Source organism: Mesorhizobium argentiipisi (SeqCode) (assembly GCF_037179585.1).
Classification (GTDB): domain Bacteria; phylum Pseudomonadota; class Alphaproteobacteria; order Rhizobiales; family Rhizobiaceae; genus Mesorhizobium; species Mesorhizobium argentiipisi.
Genome location: NZ_JAPYKO010000001.1, coordinates 29,324 through 51,909, shown reverse-complemented (window position 1 = coordinate 51,909; position 22,586 = coordinate 29,324). Strand labels below are relative to the sequence as shown.

The window sequence follows — 22,586 nt, the reverse complement described above, 5'->3', positions numbered from 1 at the left end:
TCTCATTGTGGTCCAACAATAAGTTGCCCACCTCGCGGAGGAAAGCGGCAATGGAACAGTGCTGGCGCTGGTATGGCCCGGACGATCCGGTGACACTCGATCATGTCAAGCAGGCGGGCGCGACAGGCGTTGTCACGGCCCTGCACGACATCTATGACGGGCGCGTCTGGCCGCTGGAAAACATCCTCGAGCGCAAGCGCATCATCGAGGCGGCGGGGCTGACCTGGTCGGTGGTCGAGAGCATTCCCGTCCACAACTCGATCAAGATCGGTTCGCCGGAGCGGCTCCGCTATGTCGGCTTCTACAAGGATACCATCCGCGCCCTGGCGAAGGCTGGCATAGCGACGGTCTGCTACAATTTCATGCCCGTGGTCGATTGGACGCGGACGGATCTGGCTTATCGCCTGCCAACGACAGGTTATGCGCTGCGCTTCGATGCGATCGATTTCGCCGCTTACGATCTGTTCGTGCTGAAGCGCCGGAATGCCGAGGCTAGCTACACGCCTGCCCGCATCGCCGAGGCGGAGGCGCGGCTGAAGGATCTTGGCGACGAGAAGATCGACAAGATCGAGCGCAATCTCATCGCCGGCCTGCCGGCCACCGAGCGCGCCTACAACCGTGACAGCTTTCGCGAGGCCTTGGCTGACTATGATGCAATCGGGCCGAAGGAATTGCGCGACAATCTCGCCTGGTTCCTGCGCGAGATCATTCCGGTGGCCGAGGAGGAGGAGGTGCGCATGTGCATCCATCCCGACGATCCGCCATTCTCGCTCTACGGCCTGCCGCGCATCGTCTCGACCGCCGAGGATGCGCGCTTCATCCTCAATGTTGTCGACAGCCCGGCCAACGGGTTGACGTTCTGCACCGGCTCCTACGGCACACGCTCCGACAACGACATTGTCGCCATGGTCAAGGAATTCGCCGAGCGAATTCATTTCGTCCATCTGCGCAATGTCACCATCGAGGATAACGGCTCCTTCCACGAGGCCGAGCATCTCGAAGGCGGCACCGACATGGCGCATGTCATCCTCGCGCTGATGCAGGAGGAGGCGCGCCGCCGCAAGGAAGGCCGGGCCGATTGGCGCATTCCGATGCGGCCCGATCATGGCCACCTCCTAGCCGACGACATCGGCAAGACCAGGATCAATCCCGGCTACTCGCTGATCGGACGGCTCAAGGGCCTTGCCGAGTTGCGCGGCATCATGCGGGCGGTCGAGCGGTTCGGGCTAGCTTGAGGCGACTGCCACCAAGGCGAGGGGTATCCTTCGGGCCGTTATCGGTGGCCAGGCTCAGCGCGCGTGTCAGGTGGGGTCGTGGCGCCGATCTGCCGGAAAATGAAGCTTTCATTTCCCTCCGGCGCTGCCTGCGCAACGTCGGTCAGTATCGCCATTCGCTTGTGGATCGGCGATGCAGGCCGGATCCGTTGCCGAGGCATCGCCGGCAATCGCCATCGCCTGACACCTGCAGCCGCTCCAATCGACCTTGCGGCGCTCGCAGCTTCGGCACGGCTCCTGCATCCGGTCGGTGACGGCGCTGGCGGACGGGTAGCGTCGTTCAGGATTTTCCTTGAGGCTGGCGCGCGGATTGATCAGTTTGTCTCCACGCAGCGCCACTTGCCAGGCGGACGGCATGGCCGACAGGGAGAAAAAACAATGCGCACCAAAACCAGCATCCGCGTCGTCGGCTGCCATGCCGAGGGCGAGATCGGCGATGTCATCGTGGGAGGCGTGCTGCCGCCCGCGGGGCGCACGATGATGGAAAAGATGATCACGATGGAGCGCGATCACGACCATATCAGGCGCATGCTGATCTGCGAGCCGCGCGGCAGCGTTGCCCGTCATGTCAATCTCCTGCTGCCCTCGACGCGCGAGGATTGCGCTGCGGGCGCCATCATCATGGAGCCGACCGAATATCCGCCGATGTCCGGCTCCAACACGATCTGCGTCGCTACGGTGCTGCTCGAGACCGGCATGGTGCCGATGCAGGAGCCGGAGACGCGCTTCAAGCTCGATATGCCCGGCGGCGTCATCGAGGTGCGCGCCGAATGCAGCGACGGCAAATGCCTGTCGATCACGCTGCGCAATGCCCCCGCCTTCGCCGAGCGCCTCGATGCCAACATCGAGGTGGAAGGGCTTGGCACGATCATGGTCGATATTGCCTATGGCGGTATGTTTTACGCGATTGTCGATGCGCCCGCGCTCGGCTTCTCGGTGACGCCCGACGAGGCGCGCGAGTTGGCAGTGGTCGGCGAGAAGGTCCGCCGCGCGGCGCGCGAGCAGCTCGATGTCGTGCATCCGCAGTTCGACAATGTGCGCGGTGTGTCCATCGTCCAGTTCGCGATGCCGTTCCAAGGGCCCGGTAACGTCACCCGCAACACCTGCATCGTTTCGCCCGGGCGCTCGGACCGCAGCCCGACGGGAACCGGCACCTCGGCCCGCATGGCTGTGCTGCAGGCGCGGGGTCAGATGAAGGAAGGCGAGGTGCTGATCCATGAATCGATCATCGGCTCGCGCTTCACCGGCAAAATCCTCGAACTCACCGAAGTCGCCGGGCGCAAGGCGATCGTGCCGCAGATAACGGGCAGAGCCTGGATCACAGGAGAGCACAATTATTACCTCGATCCGACGGATCCGTACCCGCAAGGCTACGTGCTGTCGGACACCTGGGGCACCTCGACTTCGGTGACGCAATAGAATTTCCTGCAACGACGCCGGCTGGGATCATTCGAGCGCCCGGACGCTTTCCAGCTGTCGGCCGAGGCGTTTGCGCTTGCAGAATGTCAGCGGACCTTGCAGGGAGGCGCCTGCTCTGATTCCCTGCGGTTGGTGGGGATCGCCTGATTCGTGTGCTCGTTGTTCCGGTTCCGCATGATCGTGCGGCGGAGGAGCAGGTACCTTCGGTAGAAAGATGAGAAAATGACCGCCAAGCCGGAAATCCTGGAGATGAGGCCCAAGATCACCGTCGTCGGGGTCGGCGGCGCCGGCGGCAACGCCGTCAACAACATGATCGCCGAAGGGCTGCAGGGCGTCGAGTTCGTTGTCGCCAACACCGACGCGCAGGCGCTCACCATGTCGAAGTCGTCGCGGCTGATCCAACTGGGCGCGCATGTGACCGAGGGCCTCGGCGCCGGGTCCTTGCCCCAGGTCGGCAGTGCCGCCGCGGAGGAATCCATCGACGAGATCATGGATCACCTTGCGGGAACGCATATGTGCTTCATCACCGCCGGGATGGGAGGCGGCACCGGAACGGGTGCTGCGCCCGTGATTGCGCGTGCCGCGCGCGACGCCGGCATTTTGACGGTGGCCGTCGTCACCAAGCCTTTTGTCTTCGAAGGCAAGCGCAGGACCCAGGCGGCCGAGGAAGGCATAGAACGGCTGCGCGAGAGCGCCGACACCGTGATCGTCATTCCGAACCAGAACCTCTTCAGGGTCGCCGACGCCAAGACCACATTCGCCGACGCCTTCGCCATGGCGGACCGCGTTCTCTACGCGGGCGTCGGCTGCATCACGGATCTCATCGTCAAGGAAGGCCTGATCAATCTCGACTTCGCCGACGTGAAGTCGGTGATGCGGGACATGGGCCGGGCGATGATGGGAACCGGCGAGGCTTCCGGAGAGGGGCGCGCCAAGATCGCGGCCGAGGCGGCGATCGCCAATCCGCTCCTCGATGAAGCCTCCATGTCCGGCGCCAGGGGGCTGCTCGTATCGATCTGCGGCGGCATGGACATGACGCTGTTCGAGGTCGACGAAGCCGCGACGCGGATCAGGGAAGAAGTCGACGCCGATGCCGACATCATCGTCGGCGCCATCTTCGACCAGGCACTGGCGGGAAAGTTCCGCGTGTCCGTCGTCGCGACGGGTCTGCGCAAGAGCGCGGACATCGCGCAATTCGAGCAGAGGATCGCCTGAGACCACGGCGATCTCGCGGCGGCGCTTGTGTCCCCGACGTTACGGTGCAACCGCTCGATGTCCGCTTCCAGTGGCGAGCAATCCAGGACCCGCGCGATCGGTCAACGCCTTTGCGCGCCTCATCGTCGCGGGCCCTCACGGCGGCATTCGGCTAGGGTCTGTCCATATTGGACTAATTAACCGGCCTGTTCGACAGGAGTCGATTTAAGTTCCAACGGGGAGGAGTAGAATTTCGCGACGATCGGTGAAGCGTTGCGCCTGCCCGGGAGGACTATCTTGCTCGTTGCCGTCCACCTGCTGTGTGCCTACAAGCGGACCTGACGGGGAGGGGCCTGATGAAAAGCTTCGTCTATAACGGCCAGCCGGCACGCGTCGTATTCGGATCGGGCACCATTGCCCGGCTGCCGGAGGAGATTGATCGGCTGGGGCTGAAACGCGTGCTCGTGCTGGCAACGCCGCCGCATGAGGCCGATGCGCGGCGTCTTGCCGGATCGCTCGGCGGCGTGGCGGCCGGGATCTTTGCCGGGGCGACGATGCACACGCCCGTGTCGGTGACCGAGGACGCGCTGCGGGTCGTGGCGGAGCTCCAGGTCGACGGGCTGGTTGCGGTCGGCGGCGGCTCCACGACGGGCCTCGCCAAGGCGATCGCCTTGCGCACCGACCTGCCGCAGATCGTGATGCCCACGACCTATGCCGGCTCGGAGATGACGCCGATCCTCGGCGAGACGAAGGATGGCGTGAAGGTCACCCAGTCTAGCCCGAAGGTGTTGCCGGAAGTGGTGATCTACGATGTCGACCTGACGATGACGCTTCCTGCCGCGTTGTCGGGAACGAGCGGCATGAACGCCATCGCCCATGCGGTCGAGGCGCTCTATGCAAGAGAAAGCAACCCGGTGATAAACCTGATGGCCGTTGAGGCCATCGGCGCGCTGGTGCGAGCCTTGCCGGTCATCGCCGGGAGCCCGCATGACCGCGACGCGCGCTCCGAGGCGCTCTACGGCGCCTGGCTCTGCGGCATCTGCCTCGGCTCGGTCGGCATGGCGCTGCACCACAAGCTGTGCCACACGCTCGGCGGCAGTTTCGATCTGCCGCATGCGGCGACCCATGCGATCGTGCTGCCGCATGCGCTGGCCTACAACGCCCCCGCCGTTCCGGCCGCCATGGAAACCCTGCGGGCCGTGCTGAAGGCGGACGATCCTGCCATGGCTCTCTACGATCTCGCCGGCCGGATCGGCGCTAAGCGCGCTCTGTCGCAGATTGGAATGCCGCCAGACGGGATCGACATCGCCACGGACCGTGCGCTGGCCAATCCGTACTGGAATCCGCGGGCGCTGGAGCGGGAGCCGATCCGGGCTCTCATCGCGCGCGCCTATGCCGGCGAGCCGCCGCAGGCCTGAGAAACCGAGCGTCGCAGGCCGGCCTCCACCTGAAAATCAATCTGTCTGGATCCAGACAGCTTTCGTCTCCAGATATTCATGCAGATGCTCGATGCCGCCCTCGCGGCCGTAGCCGGACATCTTCATGCCGCCGAACGGCACGGCCGGGTCGATCGCATGGTACATGTTGACCCAGATCGAGCCGGCCTTGACGCGGCGCGCGAGCTTGTGCGCGGTGCCGAGAGTGGTGGTGAAGATGCCTGCCGCAAGGCCGTAAGGCGTTGCGTTGGCGCGCGCGACAACCTCATCCAGCGTGTCGAAGGGCAGGGCCGGGATGACCGGCCCGAAGATTTCTTCGCGCGCGATGGTCATCTTGTCAGAGACCGCGCCGAAGACGGTCGGGGCGATAAAATTGCCGCCGTCATAGAGCTCGCCCGTCAGCCTTGAGCCGCCGGCGACCAGTTTGGCGCCTTCGTCGCTGCCCGCCTTGATGTAGCCTTCCACCTTGCCGGCCTGCCTTGCATTGATCAGCGGCCCGATTTCGGTCTCCGCCTCGATGCCGTGGCCGATGCGAAGCTTGCCGGCAAACTCGGCGACCCGGCGCACGAACTCGTCATGGATCTCGCGCGCCACGAACAGGCGTGAGCCGGCAATGCAGATCTGACCGGAATGCACGAACACCGCCATCGCCGCGACCGGCACGGCCTTGTCGATATCGGCGTCGCGGCAGACGATGATCGGCGACTTGCCGCCGAGCTCCAGCGAAACGCGCTTGAGGTTGGTGACGCCGGCGCGGGCGATCGTCTGGCCGGTCAGCGTCGAGCCGGTGAAGACAATCTTGTTGACGTCCGGGTGCTCGGCAAGCCGCGAGCCGGCCTCGGCGCCCGTCCCGGTGACGATGTTGACGACGCCGTCGGGGACGCCGGCTTCCTGCATCAACTTGGCGATCAGCAGCGGCGTCAGCGACGCTTCCTCCGACGGCTTCAGGACGACCGTGCAGCCGGTGGCGAGAGCCGGCGCGATCTTCCAGATCGAGGCGGCGGTGGGCGCATTCCACGGGATGATCGCGCCGACGACGCCGACGGGCTCGCGCCGGGTGAAGGTGACGATCTCGCCGGGTATGGAATTGTCGATCGCCTCGCCGTGCAGCGCGGTCGCCATGCCGCCATAGAAGCGCAGCATGCCGATGACCCGGCGCCGGTTGGCCAGCGTGCGGGTGATCGGCAATCCCATATCGAGCGTGTCGGAGACGCTGAGCTCTTCCCAATGCTTCTCGAACAGGTCGGCGATCCGCAGAAGCACGCATTGCCGCTCGTAAGGCGAGAATTTCGACCATGGGCCTTCGAAGGCCGCGCGCGCCGCGGCCACTGCAGCGTCGATATCCGAGGCTCCGCCGCGCGGCACGGTGGCCAGCACTTCGCCCGTCGCCGGGTTCAGCGCCTGCATTTCTTCACCGGATTGCGCCGCGACCCACTTGCCGCCGATGAACATCGGCCGGAATTCGCCATGGTAGAGCGTGGCGGCCTTCGCCCTCGGGTCGAAGTTCAGCGTCATCGTCTCCTCCTCACGAAATCCGAAGCGACTATTACTCCCGCTGCCGGCGAGCTCAAACAAGGAAAGCTAAAAGGTCGTTCAGATGTGGCGAAGGTTGCGCAAGTCCCGACCGGCGATTATGCCGGATCGAGATTCCTGACGAAAGGCAGAACCGATGAAGGTCGTTTCCATATCGAAATCGCATGGCGGAATCCAGGGCGTCTATTCGCACGCTTCCGAAGTCTGCGCCTGCGACATGACCTTTGCGGTGTTCGTGCCGCCGCAGGCCAAGGATGGACGGCTCCCGGTCCTGTGGTACCTGTCGGGCCTTACCTGCACGCACGCAAATGTCATGGACAAGGGCGAGTACCGGCGGGCGGCATCCGAGCTCGGGCTGATCATCGTGTGTCCCGACACCAGCCCGCGCGGACCCGACGTTCCGGACGAGAAGAACAATTGGCAGTTCGGCTGCGGCGCCGGCTTCTACCTCGATGCGACGCAAGAGCCTTATGCGAAGAACTACCGGATGTACTCCTATATCGCCGAGGAATTACCGGCGCTCGTCGGCGCCAATTTTCCGGTCGACATGTCACGCCAGGCGATCTTCGGCCATTCGATGGGCGGACATGGCGCGCTGACGATCGCGCTCAAAAATCCCGAGCGCTACCGGAGCTGCTCGGCCTTCGCGCCGATCGTGCAGCCGTCGACGGCCGGCTGGTCGCGGCCGGCATTCGAGAAGTATCTCGGAGCGGACGAAAAGAGCTGGCGCGCCTATGACGCGACGCTGCTGATCGAGGACGGCAAGCGGTATACGGAATTCCTCGTCGACCAGGGCGCGGCGGACGGCTTCCTCGAGGACGGTCTTCGTCCATGGCTGCTCCAAGAGGCCTGCAAGAAGGCGGGCATCGACCTCACCCTGCGCATGCAGGAAGGCTACGATCATTCCTACAACTTCATCTCGACCTTCATGGACGATCACCTGAAGTGGCATGCCGCGAGGCTTGCGTAATCTACGACGTGACGAGGCGGGTCACATGGTCGGCGATCGCCAGGCTGGAGGTCAGGCCGGGACTTTCGATGCCGAAGAGGTTGACCAGCCCGTCGATGCCGTGCGTCGCGGCATCCTGGATCACGAAGTCGCTGTTGGCGTAGCCCGGGCCTGACAATTTCGGCCGGATGCCGCTATAGCCAGCCTGCAGGCTGTCGTCAGCCAGATCGGGCCAGTATTTGCGGATTTCGGCATAGAACCGCTCGCCGCGCGAGGGATCGACGCGATAGTCGATTGTGTCCGTCCACTCGACATCAGGCCCGAAACGGGCGGTGCCGGCAAGGTCGAGGGTCAGATGGACGCCGAGTCCGCCGGGCTCGGGCACGGGATAGACAAGATGTGAAAACGGCGCCCGCCCGGCAATCGAGAAATAATTGCCTTTGGCGTAGCGAAGCGCCGGCAGGAATTGCCGGCCGAAGCCTTCGAGCGAGCCGGCGAGCGCGACCGCGCCGAGGCCGGCCGCGTTGATGAAACGCGATGCGGCGATCTCGAACTCTGCGCCGCTTGCCGAATCCATCGTCCGCAGCACGATGCCGCCGGCCTCGACGCGGCCGGAGACGATGCGGGTATTGAGCGAGAGCATTGCGCCGCTTTCCTCGGCATCACCGAGCAGGGCGAGCATCAGCTCGTGGCTGTCGACAGTGCCGGTCGAGGGCGAGAGCAGTGCCGACGTGCAGTGGAGAGCAGGCTCCAGCGCTTGCGCCTCCTGGGCGGTCAGGAAGCGTAGGTCATCGACACCGCAGGCATTAGCGTTGGCTCGAATGGCGGCCAGCATCGGTTCCTGCGTCTCGTCGGTCGCGACGATCAGCTTGCCGGTGCGGCGGTGCGGGATCGAACGTTCGGCGCAGTAGCGGTAGAGCATGTCGCGTCCCGGTAGGCAGAGCCGGGCTTTCAGCGAACCCTGCGGGTAATGGATGCCGGCGTGGATGACTTCGGAGTTGCGCGAACTCGTTTCGGTGCCGATGGCGTCCGCCGCTTCGACGATTAAGGTTTCGAGGCCAAGCGCCGCCAATTTGCGCGCGATCGCCAGACCGATCACGCCGGCGCCCGCGATGATGCAATCGATCTGTTCCATGTCCTAATCCTGCTGCGCGTCCTGTATATCATTGCCGAGACAGGCGGAGGCTTGTTGGCGCTATCGATCCCAACATCGCGGCTCTTGCGATCAGCCAGCGCGATGAGGCATCAACCGACATAATGCAAGGCGGAATCCTTCGGACTTCTCAACCAGAGAGGCGGTCCTATTTCCGCTTTGGACGCCTGTAGACAGGAGCCACCACGATGGACGCCACACCGAATTCCCCTGAAGCCCGCGACATCCGCTATCACATGCATGGCTATACCAACGCCCGCAGGCATCAGGAAACCGGCCCGCTGATCATCGAAAAGGGCGACGGCATCTATGTCGAGGACATCGCCGGCAACCGCTACATCGAGGCGATGGCAGGCCTGTGGAGCGTCGCCGTCGGTTTTTCCGAAAAGCGACTGGTCGAAGCGGCGACAAAACAGATGTCGAAGCTGCCCTTCTATCACGACTTCGGCTCCAAGGCGCATTCGCCGCTGATCGATCTTGCGGAGAAGCTGGTGCAGATGGTGCCGGTGCCGATGAGCAAGGCCTATTTCACCAATTCCGGCTCCGAGGCCAACGACACCGCGATCAAGATGATCTGGTATCGGTCGAACGCGCTTGGACAGCCGGCGCGCAAGAAGATCATCAGCCGCAAGCGCGGCTATCATGGCGTCACCATCGCCTCGGCGAGCCTGACCGGTCTGCCCAACAACCATCTCTCCTTCGACCTGCCGATCGCCAATATCCTGCACACATCGACGCCGCATCACTGGCGCGACGCGGAGGCCGGCGAGAGCGAGGAACAGTTTTCCGCGCGGCTCGCCGACGATCTTGAAAAGCTCATCCTCGCCGAGGGGCCTGAAACGATCGCCGCCTTCATCGGCGAGCCGATCATGGGCGCCGGCGGCGTCGTCGTGCCGCCTGCCGGCTATTGGGAAAAGATCCAGGCGGTGCTGGCGAAACACGACATCCTGCTGGTGGCCGACGAGGTGATCTGCGGGTTCGGCCGCACCGGCGAGATGTTCGGCTCGCAGACCTTCGGCATCAAGCCCGACATCATGGTGCTGTCGAAGCAGATCTCGTCCTCCTACCTGCCGATCTCGGCGCTGCTGATCAACGATCGTGTGTTCGAGCCGATCGCCGACGAGAGCGACCGCATTGGCACCTTCGGCCACGGCTTCACCGGCGGCGGTCATCCGGTCGCCGCGGCCGTCGCGCTGGAGAACATCAAGCTGATCGAGGAGCGCGACCTCGTCGGCAATGCGCGCAAGGTCGGCGCGCATCTGCAGGCGCGGTTGCGCCAACTCGCCTCGCATCCGCTGGTGGGCGAGGTGCGCGGCGTCGGTCTCATCGCCGCCGTCGAGCTCGTCGCCGACAAGTCAACCAAAGCGGCTTGGGGCAAGCCGGCGGCGCTCGGCGCGCTGGTCAACGGCTTCCTGCAGCAGAACGGCGTCATCTCGCGCAACATGGGCGATGCGATCGCCTTCTGTCCGCCGCTGATCATCACCGAGGCGCAGGTCGACGCCTTGGTCGATGCTTTCGAGCGATCACTCGACGCCGCCCTGCCGCAGGTTCACCCGCGGAGCTGACGGAGGCTCCGAAGGCCTAGCCAGCGGTAGCTTGGGCTGGCAACCGGTTCGTTCACCTTCTGGTGAGGGCTAGATTTTCCGACGGAACATTCGCCTTTTCGCGCTGTTACATCCACGCAACAGCGCGGAAAGGAGCTTCCGCATGGACAATCCGCGATCCACGGCAAGCATAGCCGGCCATCCCATTCACCCCATGCTCGTCACCATCCCGATCGCCTGTTTCGTCGGGACCTTGCTCACCGATATCGCCTATTGGCGGACAGCCGAAATGACCTGGGCCAATTTCTCGGCCTGGCTCCTGACCGTGGGTGTCATTGTCGCCATTTTGGCCGCCATTGCAGGGCTTACCGACTTTCTTGGGGACCGCAGGATACGTGCTCAGCCGACTGCATGGCTGCACATGGCGGGTAACCTCATCGTGCTCGTGCTGTCCTTCTTCAACATGCTCGTCCACACGCGCGACGCCTGGACGTCCGTCGTGCCGACCGGGCTGATCTTGTCGGCGCTGGTGGTGGTCATCCTGATCTTCACGGGCTGGCTTGGCTGGGCGCTGGTCTATCGCCATCATGTAGGAGTGGCCGATGAGACGACTTGACAGCGTAATCAAATGGACGACCGCGGCGCTTTGCTGCGCAATCATCCTGGGCGTTGCCGGCTGCAGCGACGACAACACCGACCCGAACACGCAGATCGGCCCAAATCCGAAACTGCCGGAGATAAAGCAATACCTGTTCCCGCCGATGCATCTAGCCTCCGTGGTCGGCTGGAAAAACGATGAAAAGCCGACCGTCGCGCAAGGCCTGCAGATCGAGGCGATGGCCAAGGGGCTCCAGCATCCGCGCTCGGTTTACGTGCTGCCCAATGGCGACATCCTGGTGGTGGAGTCCAAGGCGCCGAACGAAGCATCGGTCAAGCGGCCGAAGGACATCGTCATGGGCTTGGTCGAAAGCTGGGTCACCTCCGGCGGCGACACCGGCCCGAGCAACCGCATCACGCTCTTGCGCGACACCAATGGCGACGGCAGGCCGGATTACCAGGGCGTGTTCCTCGACCATCTCAACGCGCCCTTCGGCGTGGCGCTGGTCGGCAACGACTTCTATGTCGCCAATACCGATGCCATCGTACGCTATCCCTATCAGCCGGGCGATACGAAGATCACGGCGCCGGGCAAGGTGCTGACTGAACTGCCGGGCGGTCCTATCGATCACCATTGGACGAAGAGCCTGGTGGCGAGCCCGGACGGCTCGCTGCTCTATGTCGGCGTCGGTTCGAACTCCAACATCACCGAGAACGGCATCGAGGCCGAGAAGGACCGCGCGGCAATTTGGGAGGTAGACCGCGCCACCGGCCGCAAACGCATCTTTGCCAGCGGGCTGCGCAATCCCAATGGCCTGTCGTTCGAACCTGAAAGCAAGGCGCTTTGGACGGTGGTCAACGAGCGCGACGAGCTCGGGCCGAACCTGGTGCCGGACTACATGACGTCGGTCAAGGACGGCGCCTTCTATGGCTGGCCCTACAGCTACTATGGCCAGCATGTCGATCCGCGCGTGATGCCGCAGCGGCCGGACATGGTGGCGAAAGCCGTCCCGCCGGACTACGCGCTGAGCTCGCACGTCGCGCCGCTCGGGCTTGCTTTCTACACCGCGAACAACCTGCCGCAATCCTATCGCGGCGGCGCCTTTGTCGGCGAGCATGGCAGCTGGAACCGCTCCCGGTTCAATGGTTACAAGGTGATCTTCGTGCCGTTCAGCGGCGGGCATCCGAACGGCAAGGCGCAGGATGTCGTCACCGGCTTCCTCAACGACAAGGGTGAGGCAAGGGGCCGTCCGGTCGGCGTTGCCGTCGACAAGTCCGGTGCGCTGCTGATTGCCGACGATGTCGGCAACACGGTGTGGCGGGTCACCGCGGCGGCACCCGGATCCACGTAACACCCGGGCTCAATCCTCCGACATCGAGCGGGCCATGTCGAGGAAGGCGCGCACGGGCTTGCCGCCGCTGCGTTCGCGCAGGCACATCAGCGTGATCGAGCCGAGAGGTCGCGATCAGCTCGCTTGAGATGGCGGCAAGCAGCGGCATGGCCTCCACAGGCGTAGGGCGGTCGACATTTTTCTCGATGCGGGTTCGCATCGTGCCGGAGAGGTCGGTCACGACGCCCACGGCAAGCTGATGGTCGAGCTGCAGGCCGATCGAATGCCGCCGTCGGGATTGATAGAGTAGGGACGGCCGGTTGGCCGCGCGCCTTTCAGTGTTGCATCCGGGCGTAATAGCCAGGCCGCCTCCTGCACTGCGCTCGGCGTCGAGCGCAGTGCTCGGCAAGGGTGAATCCTCCCGACTTGTCATCCCTGTCGAACGGACTTCAACCGAGCCCGCGGCCAATTGGGCAGGAACGATCTCGCGGCTGACGCATTTTGCCTCGCGTCAACAGCCGAGGGACCCAATGCGCATTGCCCATGTCGCGCCGCTCTACGAATCCGTGCCGCCGAAACTCTATGGTGGGACGGAGAGGATCGTCTTCTACATCACCGAAGCATTGGTCGAACTCGGACATGATGTGACTTTGTTCGCGAGCGGCGACAGCGAGACGTCGGCGCGGCTGGTGCCTGGACGCGACCAGGCGATACGCCTCGATCCGCGGCCGAAGAAATCGGAGATCGCCGCGCATCTGGCGATGCTTGCCGATGTGCGCAAGCGCGCCGGCGAGTTCGACGTGATCCATTTCCATCTCAGCCACTTCCTGCATTTTCCTTTCTTCGAAGAGATCGCGGGGCGTACGGTGACGACGCCGCATGGCCGGCTCGATTATGTGGATCTGGCGCCGGCCTATAAATGCTTTCCGCGTTTTCCGATGATCTCGATTTCGTATAGCCAGAAGCGCGGCCTGCCGGACGCGAACTGGCTGGCTACCATTCATCACGGACTGCCGCTCGACGCCTACCAACCGACTTATGAGCCGCAGGCGGAAGAACCATATCTCGCCTTCCTCGGACGCCTGTCGCGCGACAAGCGGCCGGACCGCGCCATCGAGATCGCGCGTCGGTCCGGATTGAAGCTGAAGCTGGCGGCCAAGATCGGCGACGACGACCGCGCCTATTTCCGCGACAACATCGAGGCGCTCATCGATGGCGACCGCATCGACTATGTCGGCGAAATCACCGAAGATGAGAAGGCCGGGTTTCTCGGCAATGCGGCGGGCCTGCTGTTCCCCATCGACTGGCCGGAGCCGTTCGGCCTCGTCGCAATCGAGGCCATGGCGTGCGGCACGCCGGTGATTGCCTGGGACCAGGGCGCCTTGCCGGAGATCGTCGACGATGGCATCACCGGCTTCGTCGTCGACAGTGTGGACGCTGCAGCCGCGTCGATACCCGCGCTTCTCGATCTCGACCGGCGGCAGGTGAGGACGGTCTTCGAGAAAAGGTTCTCGGCGACAAGAATGGCAAGCGACTATCTTGCTGCCTATATGCGTCTGACCGGCACGCCGGAGGCGAAGGCCTCCTGATCTTTATGCCTTGGGGCGGATGATTTCAGGTCCGGTCGACCTGGGACCTAAATCCGGCTCTAAATCAAAGATAGAGCATGATATCGTCCGAAAACCGGTTCACACTTTTCGGCATCATGCTCTAGGGCGGGGCAAAACGAAGAGGTGACGAATGACGGAGCTCGACGAGCGCAAGCTCGATCCTGCCGTAGCCCTTTCTTCGCTCGACGAGATCGCGCCACGCGAACCGCACCGGCTTTTTGCCCTCAAGCAGGGCGACTGCTTTGCCGTCGCCGACGCCTATGGCGACATCAGAGGGGCGGGGGACGGCTTCTTTCGCGACGACACCCGCGTGCTTTCCGAATTCCGGCTGACTGTCGGCGGCAGGCCGATGTCGCTGCTCGGAGCCTCGCTCAGCCAGGATAATGTGCTGTTCACGTCGAACCTCACCAACCTGCCGATCCAGACTGCCGCAGGCCGCGATCTCCCGCAGGGTGCAATCCATATCGAACGCCTCAGGCTCCTCTGGCAGGACAGGCTGTTCGAGCGCATCACGCTTTCCAACTATAGCCGCGAGCATTCAACCATCACCGTCTCGCTGCATTTTGCCGCCGACTTTCGCGACATGTTCGAGGTGCGCGGCTCGACGCGGGTGAAGCGCGGCACGACGCATGTCATCAAGACCGACAAGACCTCGGCGCTGCTCGGCTATGACGGCCTCGACGGTCTGCCGAGGCTTTCCGTGATCGCCTTTTCGCAGGCTCCCGACAAATTAAGCGACAACCGCGCCGATTTCCTGATCGCGGTGACCAAGCGCAGCAGCAAAGTACTTTATGTCGAAGTCGGCCCGGAAGCTTCGGAGACTCCCAATCGCGACCGTTTCCGCGCCGCGGCGGCACGTGCCCGCTTCGGCATGCGCGCCAAGCGCAGGCATGGCGCCACCGTGCACAGCTCGGGCCGCGTCTTCAACGATTGGGTCGAGCGCGCCCGCGCCGATGTCGCGCTGCTTACCACCGAGCTTCCGACCGGCCCCTATCCCTATGCCGGCATCCCGTGGTTCTCGACGGCGTTCGGCCGCGACGGCGTGATCTCGAGCCTGCAGATGCTTTGGCTCAATCCCGGCCTGGCGCGCGGGGTGCTTGCTTTCCTGGCCGAGCACCAGGCGACCGAAACGTCGCCCTTTTCGGATTCGCAGCCCGGCAAGATCATGCATGAGACACGTAAGGGCGAGATGGCGGCGCTGCGCGAACTTCCTTTCGGCCGCTATTACGGAGGCGTCGACACAACGCCGCTCTACATCCATCTGGCTTCCGCCTATGCAGACCGCACCGGCGACATGGCCTTCATCGACAAGCTTTGGCCTTCGCTGAAGGCCGCTGCCGAATGGATGGAGGAGGCGCGCCGCGCCACCGGTTTCGTCACTTACCAGCGCGCCGCCGAGTCAGGCCTCGCCAACCAGGGCTGGAAGGACAGTTTCGATTCTGTCTTTCACGCCGATGGCCGCATCCCCAAAGGACCGATCGCGCTGGTCGAGGTGCAGGGCTATGTCTTTGCCGCCTTCCGCGGCATGGCGGCGCTCGCACGCCGCCGCGGCGAATTCGCGGACGCCGAGCACTGGGAAGGCCGCGCCGAGGAAATGCGGGTCGCGGTGGAACGCGACTTCTGGCTGGACGATATGAACTTCTACGCCTTGGCCATCGACGGCGACGGTCAGCCCTGCAAGATCCGAACGTCAAATGCCGGGCACCTGCTTTTCGTCGGGCTGCCGCAGCCCGAGCGCGCCAGGCTGATCGCCGACCAACTGCTGTCGGCCTCCTTCCATTCCGGCTGGGGGCTGCGGACGCTCGCCGACGATGCGGTGTTCTTCAACCCGATGTCCTACCATAATGGCTCGATCTGGCCGCATGATACGGCGCTTTGCGGCGTGGGCCTTGCGCGTTACGGCGAGCGCGACAGCGTGGTGCGGCTGATGAGTGGTACGTTCGAGTCGGCCGTGCATTTCAACATGCGGCTTCCGGAACTGTTCTGCGGTTTCGCCCGGGCGCCCGGCGAGGCGCCCATCGCCTATCCTGTCGCCTGCCTGCCACAAGCCTGGTCGGCCGGCTCCACTTTCATGCTGATGCAGGCATGCCTGGGTCTGGAAATCGATGGCTGGGAGGGTGAATTGCATGTCACGCGACCGAGGCTGCCGATCGGCATCGATACTCTCACGATCAGGCATCTGACCGTCGGCGAAAAGGCGATCGACCTCACCTTCCAACGGGTTGGTGACCGCGTCGCCGCCTTCCTACCCGACCGGCACGAGGGCCAGGTGCCGCTCATCGTGCGCACGTAAATGAAGCACTGCGACCCCGCCTTCAACAATCGGAAAAGTCGGAACTGATCGCTGGTTTGCGCGTTGCAAACGTGACCCGGCTTGCCCCTCCGCGGCCGGCAAGAACGAAAACAATGAATGTATGGCCGGAGGCAACCTGGCATTTCAATGACACAATATGGCGTCGACCTGTTACTGGTCCTTATTCTCGCAAGCCTCGGATTATCCGCACTAGCGATTTTCATTTCGATATCCCGGTACCGTCGCAATCACCCCAGGGCCTCGGCCATGGCGGGTTCCGGCGACGACTTTGCCACCGAGGCGGCGCGAAAGGTGCTGCGCGAATTCGAGAAGAACGGGCAGTCGGTCGACGCGGCTTTGGTGACGTGGTCGCCTGACACGCTGCGCAAGATCCTCGCCGACGAGTTGCCGGGAGCGCAGGTGATCGTCGTGTCCAATCGCGAACCCTATATCCACAATGAGACGAATGATGGCGGCGTCGAACTTGTCGTGCCGGCGAGCGGACTGGTCTCGGCCCTGGAGCCGATCACGCGTGCCTGCGCTGGCACCTGGATCGCCTATGGCGGCGGCACCGCCGACCGGACGGTGGTCGATGGAAACGACCGCGTGCAAGTGCCGCCTGGCCATCCCTCCTACACGCTGCGCCGTGTCTGGCTCAATGAGGATGAGTATCAAGGTTATTATCTCGGCTTCGCCAATGAAGGCCTGTGGCCGCTCTGTCATATCGCCTTCACGCGGCCGATTTTTCGCGAGTCGGACTGGGAGGCCTATGAAGCCGTCAACCGCAAATTCGCCGAGACGGTGGTTGCCGAGGCTCGCAACGAGCGGCCGATCGTGCTCGTCCAGGACTATCACTTCGCGCTTTTGCCGCGCATGATCCGCGAGCGCCTGCCCGAGGCGATCGTCATCACCTTCTGGCATATCCCCTGGCCGAATTCGGAAGTGTTCAGCATATGCCCGTGGCGCGAGCGCATCCTCGACGGCCTGCTTGGCAGTTCGATCGTGGGCTTCCACACCCAGTTCCACGCCAACAACTTCACCGAGAGCGTCGACCGCTTCATGGAAAGCCGCATCGAGCGTGCCGATGCCGCCATTTCCTATGGCGGCCAGGTGACGCTGGTGCATTCCTATCCGATTTCGATCGAATGGCCGGTCGATCTCCTGAACGCCCTGCCCAGCGTCGAGGAATGCCGGATGCGCGTTCGAAAGCGGTTCAGGATTCCAGCCGGCGCCAAGCTGTGCGTCGGTGTGGAGCGTCTCGATTACACCAAGGGCATCCTCGATCGCTTCCACGCGCTGGAGGAGTTATTCATTCGCCATCCTGAAATGGTGGGTAAAGTCGTGTTCCTGCAGGTCGCGGCGCCGAGCCGGGGTACGTTGCCGGCCTACAAACAGCTGCACGAGGAATGTCTGCGCCGTGCCGAGGAGCTCAATCAGCGCTACGGCAGCCAATCCTACCGGCCGGTGGTCATGGTGGCCGAGCACCATTCGCAGGCTGCGGTCTATGAACTCTATCGCGCCGCCGACATCTGCCTGGTCACCAGCCTGCATGACGGCATGAACCTTGTCGCCAAGGAGTTCGTCGCCTCGCGCGATGACGAGCAGGGCGTGCTTTTGCTCAGCACCTTCGCCGGCGCCTCGCGCGAGCTGCTGGAGGCGCTGATCGTCAACCCTTACGACGCGGCGATGATGAGCGAGGCGATGCTGCAGGCGCTGATCATGGGGCCAGACGAGCAGCACGAGCGCATGCGGCGCATGCGCGAGATCGTGCGCGACAACAATGTCTTTCGCTGGGCCGGCAGCATGCTGCTCGACGCGGCGCGGCTGAGAAAACGCGGCGAGCTCGACCGGGTCACCGCCTTGTACGACCGGCCGGCAGGCGTCACCGGCGACAATGTCGTTTCCATGTTCGAACGCAAACAGGCAGTCGGATTCCGATGAATAATAGTCAGGCAGGCCTTACCCCACCGCTTCCCGAAGGCCGGTGGGCGCTTTTCCTCGATATCGACGGGACCTTGCTGGAGCACGCGGCGCATCCCGACGCCGTCTCGGTCAGCCAGGAGTTGCGCGTTCTTCTGGAGCGGATCGAGCGACGGCTCGATGGCGCACTCGCCTTCATCACCGGCCGCTCGATAGCAGCCGTCGACCATCTGTTCGATCCGTTGAAACTGCGGATTGCCGGCCTCTACGGGCTGGAGCACAGACTTCGGCCGGACGGAAAGATCGAAGCCGCCGACGAACCGGCGGATATGGCGGCACTTGCCGACGAGATCGAACTGGAGCTGGCAAGCAAGGCCGTCTATGTCGAGCGCAAGGGCCCGGTGCTCGCCATCCACACAAGGGCCGCGCCGCAGCTTCTGGCGCGGGCGACGGAGCTGGTCGAGGCAGCGCTCGCGCGCTTGCCGCAGGGCTACCGCGTGATCGCCGGCAATGCCGGCGTCGAGCTGATGCCGCTCGAAGCCGCCAAGGGCGCCGCGATCCGCCGCTTCATGCAGCTCGATCCTTTCACCGGCAGGCGCCCGGTGTTCCTCGGCGACGACACGTCCGACGAGAACGGCTTCGACACGGTCAATGCCGCGGGCGGGATCTCGATCCGCGTCAAGCCGCAGGGCGAGACGGCTGCCCGCTTCGTCATCGAGGACGTTGCGAGCGCCATTGCCTGGCTGGAAGCCAATTTCGGCGAGCCGGTCGCACCAACGGTCAGCCGCAATCTCGTCGCCTAAACCGGCCAAATGCTCCACAGCTATTGCTGCTGCAGCCCGTGATCGTGGCGATGATCTCATTCTTGTCGGTCTTCTTCGTCTCGCGCACGGAAGGTGGCGATTTACGCGGCCGCCAACTTGCCTTGAGGCGCGCGCTGGCGCGTCGGTATGTCGAACCAGCCCTAATTCCTGTCGACCGGCTTGGAGCGCATGCGCGAAACCGTCTCGCGTTCGGCGCGCTTGGAGCGCAGCGGCGGCAGGCCGCGGTCGATGAGGTCCATGTCCTCCAGCACCATGTCGCCCATGCGTTTGAAGGCGATGTCGAGCGCGCCGGCGCGATGCGCCGAACGCAGGAAGCCGGGGAGAGTGCGGACGGGATGATCCTTGGCCAGCGGCTCCTCCGGGAAGACGTCGCTTGCAACGACGATGTGGCCGCTCTTCACCGCTTGCATCAATGCCGGGAAATCGACGACGCCGGCGCGGCTGAGCAGGATGAAGGCCGCGCCCTTGCGCATCCTGGCAAAGGCATCGGCACCCAGAAAGCCCTGGTTCTCGCTGGTGACGGAAGCGACGACGAAGACGAAATCGCTTTGCGACAGCACCTCGTCCAGCGAGGCCGGCTCGACGCCATTGTCGACCAGGATCGACGGCGGCAGCCACGGATCATAGACCTTGGTGCGGGTACGAAAACCGGTCAGCAGGCGGTTGAGCGCGCGGCCGAGATCGCCGAAGCCGATGATGCCCACGTCGGCGCCGGAGAGAAGCCGCGCGGTCTGGTTGCCGTCGCCGCCCCACAATTCGTTGCCCTGCCGGAAAGCGAGGTCGGCGTCGACAATGTTGCGAGCGAGGTTCAGCGCCATGGCGAGGCCAAGCTCCGCCACAGGTTCGGCAAAAACCAGCCCGGTGGTGACGACATGGATGCCGCGCGCGAACAGCGTCTCATAGGGCATGTTATTGAGGAGGTTGGTCTCGACGTTGAAGATGCAGCGCAGCGCCTTCAGCTTTTCCAGGGTGTCGGAGGAAATCGGCGGTTGGCCGATGATGTAACGCGCCTCGGCCAAAGTTTCGGCGGGTAGGGCGGAAACGTCTTCCGGCGTGGTCTCGACAATGCGATAGTGGCTGCGCAGGCGTGCCAGTTGCGGCGGCGTGAAGATCAGGTCGAGCGTGCGCGGTTCGGGTGCGCTGATCACCAGCGGCAAGGTGTTGTCGGACATGTTTTCCTCCCGGGACACGATTGGATCGCGTCAATCACTTCTTTCCAGTCTTACTCCCGGTGAAACGATTTACAAGAACGAAAAATCGATTTATCGAATGGAATGGCGAGGTGGCTGATCGGCTGCCTGCCCTCGGGAGGAAGTCAATGGCGCAACAGGAAGCGCGGCAAAGGCGTCCGTCGATCCATGACGTGGCAAGCCATGCCGGCGTGTCCGCGGCCACTGTCTCCAAGGTGCTGGCCGGCGTCACCACGGTAAAGCCTGAAAACGCGCAGCGCGTCTTCGATGCCGTCGAACGCCTGGGCTACCGCGTCGATCCTCTAGCTTCCGACATGCGCAGGGCTAAGCGCCGCATCATCGGCGCGATCATGCCGGAATTCGAAAGCGAGTTCTTCGGTTCGATGGTCACCGAGCTGGAAGGCCTTGCCGAGCAGCGCGGCTATACGCTGGTCGCGGCGTCGAGCCGTGAATCGGAGGCGCGCGAGAAAGAGATTCTCGCCCGCATGCATGACTGGCGCGTTGCCGGCGTAGTGCTGGCGCCGGTGCGCAATGAGCACGGGCCGGCCGCTGCCTTCATGAAAGCCCATGGCATGACGGGCGTGCTGATCGACCGCGTCTTGTCCGACGACGCCTTCGATACCGTCTCGGCCGATAGCTTCGCGGCCAGCGCCGAAGTGGCGCGGATGCTGATCGGCAATGGGCACAGCCATATACTGGTCATCGGCCTTGCCGAGCAGGCGGCGACCGTGCGGGCGCGCCTGGAAGGTTTTCGCAGCCAGGCGCTGGCGCTCAACCCGTCGGTGCGCATCGACGTCATCACGTCCGAAGTCAGCGTCGCGCCGCTGCGGTCGTCGCTGCGCGACTATTTCGGGCGCGGCGAGCGGCCGACCGCGGTCTATTCGCTGCTTTTGAAGGGCACGCTTGTCGCGCTGTCGGAATTCCGCCGGCGCGGCTGGCACTGCCCGGACGATATCTCGCTGGTCGGCTTCGACGACGCCGAATGGATGCAGGTGACATGGCCGGCGATCGCGGCCGTGGTGCAGCCGGTGCGCCAGATCGCCAGCGAGGCGATGAACCTTCTGTTTCGCAGGGTCGAGGGTGATGCGGGACCACCCACGGCGCGACTCGAGCCCTGCCAGGTGTTGATGCGGGAATCCGTTGGCTCGCCAGGCAGCGGCCCGCATTCCGGGGGAGGAGATCGACAACAGCCCCCATTGTCGTGAGCGGAAGCATGCGCCGGCCCTGGCCGTGGCATCCGGCGCCAAAGATCGAACGGAGGATCGAATGATATCGCATTTCTTGAAGATAAATCGATTTACACTTGCCGTAGGCGTCGCGCTTGCGTTCTCCGCCGTCGGCGTCGCCAAGGCCGAGGACGGGGAATATGGCGTGCTGATGAAGACGCTGGCCAACCCGTTCTGGGGCGCGATGGCGCAGGGTGTCGCGGACGGCGCCAAGGAAGCCGGGGTGAAATATTTCCAGCAGGCGGCCGAGAGCGACCAAGCGGCCGAGCCGCAACTCAACCTTTGCAACACCATGCTTGAGCGCAAGCCGGTGGCGATGATCACCGCCGCCATCAACTCGACCAATCTTCTGCCTTGCCTGAAGTCGGCGCAGGAGGCCGGCATCAAGATCGTCGATCTCGACAACAATCTCGACCAGGCGGTGCTCGACAAGGAAGGCGTCAAGGTCACCTTCCATATCGGCTCCGACAACATCGCCGCCGGCGCGCAGGGTGCGGAATATCTCGCCAACAAGCTCGGCAAGGACGCCAAGGGTCCGGTGCTGGTGATCGAAGGCCTCTCGGGTAACATCACCGGCGAGAAGCGCGCCAAAGGCTTTGCCGACAAGCTGAAGGAACTCGCGCCCGGCCTTGAAATCGTCGCCTCGCTGCCGGGCGACTGGGACCGCGGCAAGGCCGCCTCGATCGCCACCGACACGCTGACCGCGCATCCCGATCTCGTCGCCATCTTCTGTGCCAATGACGGCATGGCGCTTGGTGCGGTCGAGTCGGTCTATGCGGCGGGCAAGGGTTCGCAGGTGACGATCATCGGCGTCGACGGCAATGTCGATGCGGTGAAGTCGATCAAGGAAGGCCGCCTCAACGCCTCTGTCGCGCAGCTTCCCTATCTCGTGGGCAAGCAGGCGGTGGAGAACGTCAAGAAGGCGCTCGGCGGCGAGAAGGTCCCGGAAAGCATTGCCGTGTCGACTTTGGTGCTGACCAAGGACGTGCTCGACGCCGGCAAGGAGCCGATGCTGCAATATGTGAAATAGTCCTCCCGGACTGGCTGGCGCCAGTCTACCCTTGCGCCAGCCAACTTTTTTGCAATAGCGAGG

18 protein-coding genes and 1 pseudogene are annotated in these 22,586 nt (G+C 63.9%); 14 read left to right on the top strand and 5 right to left on the bottom strand.

The window, feature by feature from the left end; genetic code table 11:
• The first annotated feature begins 50 nt into the window (after positions 1–50).
• Positions 51–1,235 carry a mannonate dehydratase gene (gene uxuA, locus O7A05_RS00235; RefSeq protein ID WP_337090942.1) on the top strand — a complete coding sequence of 395 codons (1,185 nt, stop codon included), beginning with the start codon at positions 51–53 and terminating at the stop codon, positions 1,233–1,235.
• 38 nt (positions 1,236–1,273) lie between these two features.
• On the opposite strand, the pseudogene O7A05_RS00230 reads toward uxuA, so the two are convergent.
• Positions 1,274–1,526 (bottom strand): annotated as a pseudogene (locus tag O7A05_RS00230) (pyrroloquinoline quinone biosynthesis protein PqqE); the annotation flags it as partial.
• Between the two features lie 126 nt (positions 1,527–1,652).
• Between O7A05_RS00230 and O7A05_RS00225 the strand changes: the two are divergent.
• The 3 genes from O7A05_RS00225 to O7A05_RS00215 all read left to right on the top strand — a co-directional run bounded on the left by O7A05_RS00225 (position 1,653) and on the right by O7A05_RS00215 (position 5,305).
• A complete protein-coding gene (locus O7A05_RS00225; protein ID WP_337090941.1) occupies positions 1,653–2,693 on the top strand; it encodes a proline racemase family protein in 1,041 nt (346 codons plus the stop codon).
• A gap of 222 nt (positions 2,694–2,915) precedes the next feature.
• Positions 2,916–3,908, top strand: coding sequence for a cell division protein FtsZ (ftsZ, locus tag O7A05_RS00220; protein WP_224514728.1), 993 nt, complete (start codon positions 2,916–2,918; stop codon positions 3,906–3,908).
• A 332-nt stretch (positions 3,909–4,240) separates the two neighbouring features.
• A complete protein-coding gene (locus O7A05_RS00215; RefSeq protein WP_337091414.1) occupies positions 4,241–5,305 on the top strand; it encodes a maleylacetate reductase in 1,065 nt (354 codons plus the stop codon).
• A 36-nt stretch (positions 5,306–5,341) separates the two neighbouring features.
• On the opposite strand, the gene O7A05_RS00210 is transcribed toward O7A05_RS00215, so the two are convergent.
• The gene (locus tag O7A05_RS00210) at positions 5,342–6,838 is read right to left on the bottom strand and encodes an aldehyde dehydrogenase family protein (RefSeq protein ID WP_337090940.1); all 1,497 of its coding nucleotides are present in this window, start codon (positions 6,836–6,838) and stop codon (positions 5,342–5,344) included.
• Between the two features lie 154 nt (positions 6,839–6,992).
• On the opposite strand from O7A05_RS00210, the gene fghA reads away from it, so the two are divergent.
• Complete coding sequence (gene fghA / locus O7A05_RS00205) at positions 6,993–7,826, top strand: S-formylglutathione hydrolase (RefSeq protein ID WP_337090939.1); 834 nt, start codon at positions 6,993–6,995, stop codon at positions 7,824–7,826.
• A gap of 1 nt (position 7,827) precedes the next feature.
• Here the strand turns inward: fghA and O7A05_RS00200 are convergent, their stop codons facing one another.
• A complete protein-coding gene (locus O7A05_RS00200; RefSeq protein ID WP_337090938.1) occupies positions 7,828–8,940 on the bottom strand; it encodes an NAD(P)/FAD-dependent oxidoreductase in 1,113 nt (370 codons plus the stop codon).
• 206 nt (positions 8,941–9,146) lie between these two features.
• Between O7A05_RS00200 and O7A05_RS00195 the strand changes: the two genes are divergently transcribed.
• From O7A05_RS00195 to O7A05_RS00185, 3 genes are all read left to right on the top strand, one after another.
• Complete coding sequence (locus O7A05_RS00195) at positions 9,147–10,523, top strand: aspartate aminotransferase family protein (protein ID WP_337090937.1); 1,377 nt, start codon at positions 9,147–9,149, stop codon at positions 10,521–10,523.
• Between the two features lie 142 nt (positions 10,524–10,665).
• On the top strand, positions 10,666–11,118 hold the full coding sequence (locus O7A05_RS00190; RefSeq protein ID WP_337090936.1) for a DUF2231 domain-containing protein: 453 nt from the start codon (positions 10,666–10,668) through the stop codon (positions 11,116–11,118).
• Entirely contained in the window at positions 11,105–12,451 is a 1,347-nt protein-coding gene (locus tag O7A05_RS00185; protein WP_337090935.1) for a PQQ-dependent sugar dehydrogenase, read from the top strand. Before O7A05_RS00190 ends, O7A05_RS00185 begins: the two co-directional genes overlap by 14 nt.
• On the opposite strand, the gene O7A05_RS00180 is transcribed toward O7A05_RS00185, so the two are convergent.
• Positions 12,423–12,839 carry a hypothetical protein gene (locus tag O7A05_RS00180; protein ID WP_337090934.1) on the bottom strand — a complete coding sequence of 139 codons (417 nt, stop codon included), beginning with the start codon at positions 12,837–12,839 and terminating at the stop codon, positions 12,423–12,425. The genes O7A05_RS00185 and O7A05_RS00180 overlap by 29 nt on opposite strands.
• A gap of 121 nt (positions 12,840–12,960) precedes the next feature.
• Between O7A05_RS00180 and O7A05_RS00175 the strand changes: the two genes are divergently transcribed.
• The 4 genes from O7A05_RS00175 (at position 12,961) to otsB (ending at position 19,056) form a co-directional block, all read left to right on the top strand.
• Positions 12,961–14,019 (top strand): glycosyltransferase family 4 protein, encoded by a 1,059-nt coding sequence (locus tag O7A05_RS00175; RefSeq protein WP_337090932.1) that lies wholly within the window; start codon positions 12,961–12,963, stop codon positions 14,017–14,019.
• 151 nt (positions 14,020–14,170) lie between these two features.
• Positions 14,171–16,333, top strand: a complete 2,163-nt coding sequence (locus O7A05_RS00170; protein WP_337090931.1) for an amylo-alpha-1,6-glucosidase — start codon at positions 14,171–14,173, stop codon at positions 16,331–16,333.
• A 147-nt stretch (positions 16,334–16,480) separates the two neighbouring features.
• The gene (locus tag O7A05_RS00165) at positions 16,481–18,274 is read left to right on the top strand and encodes an alpha,alpha-trehalose-phosphate synthase (UDP-forming) (RefSeq protein ID WP_337090930.1); all 1,794 of its coding nucleotides are present in this window, start codon (positions 16,481–16,483) and stop codon (positions 18,272–18,274) included.
• Positions 18,271–19,056 carry a trehalose-phosphatase gene (gene otsB / locus O7A05_RS00160; RefSeq protein WP_337090929.1) on the top strand — a complete coding sequence of 262 codons (786 nt, stop codon included), beginning with the start codon at positions 18,271–18,273 and terminating at the stop codon, positions 19,054–19,056. Before O7A05_RS00165 ends, otsB begins: the two co-directional genes overlap by 4 nt.
• A gap of 161 nt (positions 19,057–19,217) precedes the next feature.
• On the opposite strand, the gene O7A05_RS00155 is transcribed toward otsB, so the two are convergent.
• Positions 19,218–20,249, bottom strand: a complete 1,032-nt coding sequence (locus O7A05_RS00155; protein WP_337090928.1) for a hydroxyacid dehydrogenase — start codon at positions 20,247–20,249, stop codon at positions 19,218–19,220.
• Between the two features lie 146 nt (positions 20,250–20,395).
• On the opposite strand from O7A05_RS00155, the gene O7A05_RS00150 reads away from it, so the two are divergent.
• Complete coding sequence (locus O7A05_RS00150) at positions 20,396–21,472, top strand: LacI family DNA-binding transcriptional regulator (protein ID WP_337090927.1); 1,077 nt, start codon at positions 20,396–20,398, stop codon at positions 21,470–21,472.
• 61 nt (positions 21,473–21,533) lie between these two features.
• On the top strand, positions 21,534–22,523 hold the full coding sequence (locus O7A05_RS00145) for a sugar ABC transporter substrate-binding protein (RefSeq protein WP_337090926.1): 990 nt from the start codon (positions 21,534–21,536) through the stop codon (positions 22,521–22,523).
• The last annotated feature ends 63 nt before the right edge of the window (positions 22,524–22,586 follow it).

What these genes read in the sequence shown, in the direction of transcription:
- fghA (WP_337090939.1), top strand. Translation starts at nt 6,993, where the DNA reads ATGAAGGTCGTTTCCATATCGAAATCGCATGGCGGAATCCAGGGCGTC.
- O7A05_RS00145 (WP_337090926.1), top strand. Translation starts at nt 21,534, where the DNA reads ATGATATCGCATTTCTTGAAGATAAATCGATTTACACTTGCCGTAGGC.
- ftsZ (WP_224514728.1), top strand. Translation starts at nt 2,916, where the DNA reads ATGACCGCCAAGCCGGAAATCCTGGAGATGAGGCCCAAGATCACCGTC.
- O7A05_RS00175 (WP_337090932.1), top strand. Translation starts at nt 12,961, where the DNA reads ATGCGCATTGCCCATGTCGCGCCGCTCTACGAATCCGTGCCGCCGAAA.
- O7A05_RS00170 (WP_337090931.1), top strand. Translation starts at nt 14,171, where the DNA reads ATGACGGAGCTCGACGAGCGCAAGCTCGATCCTGCCGTAGCCCTTTCT.
- O7A05_RS00195 (WP_337090937.1), top strand. Translation starts at nt 9,147, where the DNA reads ATGGACGCCACACCGAATTCCCCTGAAGCCCGCGACATCCGCTATCAC.
- O7A05_RS00190 (WP_337090936.1), top strand. Translation starts at nt 10,666, where the DNA reads ATGGACAATCCGCGATCCACGGCAAGCATAGCCGGCCATCCCATTCAC.
- O7A05_RS00155 (WP_337090928.1), bottom strand. Translation starts at nt 20,249, where the DNA reads ATGTCCGACAACACCTTGCCGCTGGTGATCAGCGCACCCGAACCGCGC.
- O7A05_RS00225 (WP_337090941.1), top strand. Translation starts at nt 1,653, where the DNA reads ATGCGCACCAAAACCAGCATCCGCGTCGTCGGCTGCCATGCCGAGGGC.
- O7A05_RS00185 (WP_337090935.1), top strand. Translation starts at nt 11,105, where the DNA reads ATGAGACGACTTGACAGCGTAATCAAATGGACGACCGCGGCGCTTTGC.
- O7A05_RS00165 (WP_337090930.1), top strand. Translation starts at nt 16,481, where the DNA reads ATGACACAATATGGCGTCGACCTGTTACTGGTCCTTATTCTCGCAAGC.
- O7A05_RS00210 (WP_337090940.1), bottom strand. Translation starts at nt 6,838, where the DNA reads ATGACGCTGAACTTCGACCCGAGGGCGAAGGCCGCCACGCTCTACCAT.
- uxuA (WP_337090942.1), top strand. Translation starts at nt 51, where the DNA reads ATGGAACAGTGCTGGCGCTGGTATGGCCCGGACGATCCGGTGACACTC.
- otsB (WP_337090929.1), top strand. Translation starts at nt 18,271, where the DNA reads ATGAATAATAGTCAGGCAGGCCTTACCCCACCGCTTCCCGAAGGCCGG.
- O7A05_RS00200 (WP_337090938.1), bottom strand. Translation starts at nt 8,940, where the DNA reads ATGGAACAGATCGATTGCATCATCGCGGGCGCCGGCGTGATCGGTCTG.
- O7A05_RS00150 (WP_337090927.1), top strand. Translation starts at nt 20,396, where the DNA reads ATGGCGCAACAGGAAGCGCGGCAAAGGCGTCCGTCGATCCATGACGTG.